This is a genomic window from Pseudomonas sp. USTB-Z (assembly GCF_019691255.1).
In the GTDB taxonomy this organism is placed as follows: Bacteria; Pseudomonadota; Gammaproteobacteria; order Pseudomonadales; family Pseudomonadaceae; genus Aquipseudomonas; species Aquipseudomonas alloputida.
Genome location: NZ_JAECZP010000048.1, coordinates 1 through 3,559 on the forward strand (window position 1 = coordinate 1; position 3,559 = coordinate 3,559).

At 66.5% G+C, this 3,559-nt stretch carries 1 protein-coding gene; it reads left to right on the plus strand.

Features of this window, described 5'->3' with window-relative positions; all coding sequences use genetic code 11:
- Positions 1 to 3,559: condensation domain-containing protein (locus tag I8746_RS26755; protein WP_221101213.1), on the plus strand; the 3,559-nt coding region annotated here is incomplete at both ends.

Genomic DNA, 3,559 nt, shown 5'->3' on the forward strand with positions numbered 1-3,559 from the left:
GCAGGTGCGCGAGGCGGTGGTGCTGGCCCAGGACAGCGGGCATGGCCAGCAGCTGGTGGCCTACGTACTGGCCGAAGAGCAGGGCATGGCAGTGGACGCCGCCGAACTGCGCGACAGCCTTCGCGAGCAGCTCAAGGGCAGCCTGCCGGACTACATGGTGCCGACGCACATCCTGCAGGTGCAGGCCTGGCCGGTGACGGCCAACGGCAAGCTCGACCGCAAGGCCTTGCCCAAGCCCGACAACAGCGCCCTGCAGCAGGCCTACAGTGCACCGCAAGGTCCGCTGGAACAGCAGATCGCGGCGATCTGGCAGGACCTGCTCAAGCTGGAGCGGGTCGGCCGCAGCGACAACTTCTTCACCCTCGGTGGCGACTCGATCGTCTCGATCCAGGTGGTCAGCCGCGCCCGCCAGGCGGGCATCCGCTTCACCACCAAGGACCTGTTCCAGCACCAGACGGTACAAGACCTGGCTGCAGTCGCCCAGGTGGGGTGTGCGGCACAGGCCGACCAGCGCCCATTGCACGGGCCAACCCCGATGCTGGCGGTGCAGCATGCCTTCTTCGACACAGCCATTGCCGAACGCCAGCAATGGAACCAGTCGGTGCTGTTCCGCCCGCTGCAGGCGCTTGATGCACAGGCACTGGAGCAGGCGCTGCAGGCCCTGGTCACGCACCACGACAGCCTGCGCCTGAGCTTCGTCGAGGTTGATGGGCAGTGGCAGGCCAGCTACCGGCCTGCCGGGCCGGTACAGCCACCTTTGCTATGGTGCGCGACACTGGCCGATGCCGGTGAGCTGCAGGCATTGGGCACCGAGGCCCAGTGCAGCCTCAACCTGGCCGATGGGCCGATGCTGCGCGCGGTGCTGGCAACCTTGGCGGACGGCAGTCAGCGCCTGTTACTGGCGATCCACCATCTGGTCGTCGATGGGGTGTCCTGGCGTATTCTGCTGGAGGACTTGCACCGGGCCTACCAACAGTGTGCGGCCGGGCGGGCGCCACAGTTGCCCGCCAAGACCAGTGCCTTCAGGGCCTGGGCCGAACAGCTGCAGGCCTACGCCGGCAGCGACACGTTGCAGGCCGAACTGGGCTATTGGCAGGCGCAGTTGAGCCATGCCAGCGGCAGCCTGCCGCAGGACAACAGCGCTGGCGCCCTGAGCAACCGGTACGCCCACACGGTCTACAGCCACCTGGACGGGGCGCTGACCCGGCAGCTGTTGCAGCAGGCCCCGGCCGCTTACCGCACCCAGGTCAACGACCTGCTGCTGACTGCGCTTGCGCGGGTAATCTGCCGCTGGAGCGGCGAACCCTCGACCCTGATCGAACTGGAAGGGCACGGGCGCGAAGCGCTGTTCGACAACCTCGACCTGGGCCGCACGGTCGGCTGGTTCACCAGCCTGTTCCCGCTGCGGCTGAGCCCGGCGGCAACGCTGGATGGGTCGATCAAGCAGGTCAAGGAACAGCTGCGCGCCGTGCCCGAAAAGGGCATTGGCTATGGTGTGCTGCGCTACCTGGCAGACGCTGCCAGCCGTGAGTGCCTGCGTGCCTTGCCGGTGCCGCGCATCACCTTCAACTATCTGGGCCAGCTGGATGGCCACCTGGCGACCGATGAACAGGCGCTGCTGGTGCCCTGCGCAGACCCCAAAGGCGATGAGCAAAGCCTGGACGCGCCATTGGGTAACTGGCTGACGCTCAATGGCCAGGTCTACGCCGGTGAGCTGAGCCTGGGCTGGACCTTCAGCAGCGACATGTTCGAAGTCGCCACCGTACAGCGCCTGGCCGATGAATACAGCCACGAGCTGCGCGCCCTGGTCGAACACTGCTGCCAGCGCGAACACGCCGGCATGACGCCGTCGGACTTTCCGCTGGCCGGCCTGACCCAGGCCCAGCTCGACAGCCTGCCGCTGCCGCCAGCGAGGGTCGAAGACATCTTCCCGCTTTCACCCATGCAGCAAGGCATGATGTTCCATACGCTGCTGCAGCAGGGCGGGGATTACATCAACCAGCTGCGGGTCGATGTGACTGGCGTGGATCCCGAGCGCTTCCGTGCTGCCTGGCAAGCGGCAGTCGACTGCCATGACCTGCTGCGTGGCAGCTTCATCTGGGGTGAGCTGGCCAGCCCGTTGCAGATCATTCAGCGCGAGGCGCAATTGCCGTTCGCGGTGCATGACTGGCGTGGCCGTGACGACCTTGCCGATGCGCTGGAGGCGTTCGCTGCTGCAGACCGCGCGGCCGGCTTCGACCTGGTCCGGCCGCCGCTGTTGCGCCTGACCCTGATTCGCCTGGACGCGCAGCGTTATCACCTGATCTACACCAGCCACCACATCCTGATGGACGGCTGGAGCAATACCCGGCTGCTGGGCGAGGTGCTGCAGCGGTACCACGGCAGCGTGCCGGAGCAAGGGCCGGGGCGCTTCCGTGACTACATTGCCTGGCTGCAGCGCCAGGATGGCGCAGCCCGGCAGGCGTTCTGGACCCGCCAGTTGCAAGACCTGGATGCACCCACTTTGCTGGCCAGGGCCACGGACTGGGCAGCCGGTAGTGAAGGGCTGGGGCAGGTCGAGCGGGTACAGCAGCTGGATGCCCGGCAGACCGCCCGCCTGGACGCCTTTGCCCGTGAGCGCAGGGTCACCGTCAATACCGTGGTGCAAGCGGCCTGGCTGCTGGTGCTGCAGCGCTATACCGGCCAGGCCTGCGTCGCCTTTGGTGCGACCACGGCTGGGCGGCCGGCCGAACTCAAGGGCATCGAACAGCAGATCGGCCTGTTCATCAATACCTTGCCGGTCATTGCCAGCCCACGCCCGGAGCAAGCGCTGGGTGACTGGCTGGACACCGTGCAGGCGCTGAACATCGCCCTGCGTGAGTACGATCACACGCCATTGTTCGATATCCAGCGCTGGGCCGGGCAGGGCGGCGAAGCGCTGTTCGACAGCATCCTGGTGTTCGAGAATTACCCGGTGTCCGAAGCGCTGCAGGCCGATACCACCAGCAGCCTGGTGTTTGGTGAGGTGGCGAACCACGAACAGACCAACTACCCGCTGACGCTGGTGGTTAACCTGGGTACGCACCTGTCGCTGCAGTTGAAAGCCGATCGGGCACGGTTCAGTGCCCGGTTGGCCGAGCAACTTGGCGAGCACCTGTTGCAGGTGTTGCAGCAGATGCTTGAGAGCAGCGCCGAAACGGCGTTGGGCGAGTTGCCGATGCTGAGCCCGCAGCAGACGCAAGCGGTGCTGCATGACCTTAACGACACCGCCACCGACTACCCCGGCGACTGGCGCGTGCACCAGCTGTTCGAGGCGCAGGCGCGTCGCCAGCCAGACGCCACGGCACTGCTGTTCGGCGACCAGCGCATGAGCTACCGGGCGTTGAGCGAGCTGTCCAGCCAGTGGGCGCACAAGCTGATCGAACAGGGCGTCGGCCCGGAAAGCCTGGTGGGTATCGCCGCCGAGCGCTCGCTGGAAATGGTCGTTGGCCTGCTGGCGATCCTCAAGGCTGGTGCCGCCTATGTACCGTTGGACCCGGACTACCCGGCCGAGCGGCTGGCCTACATGTTCGAAGACAGC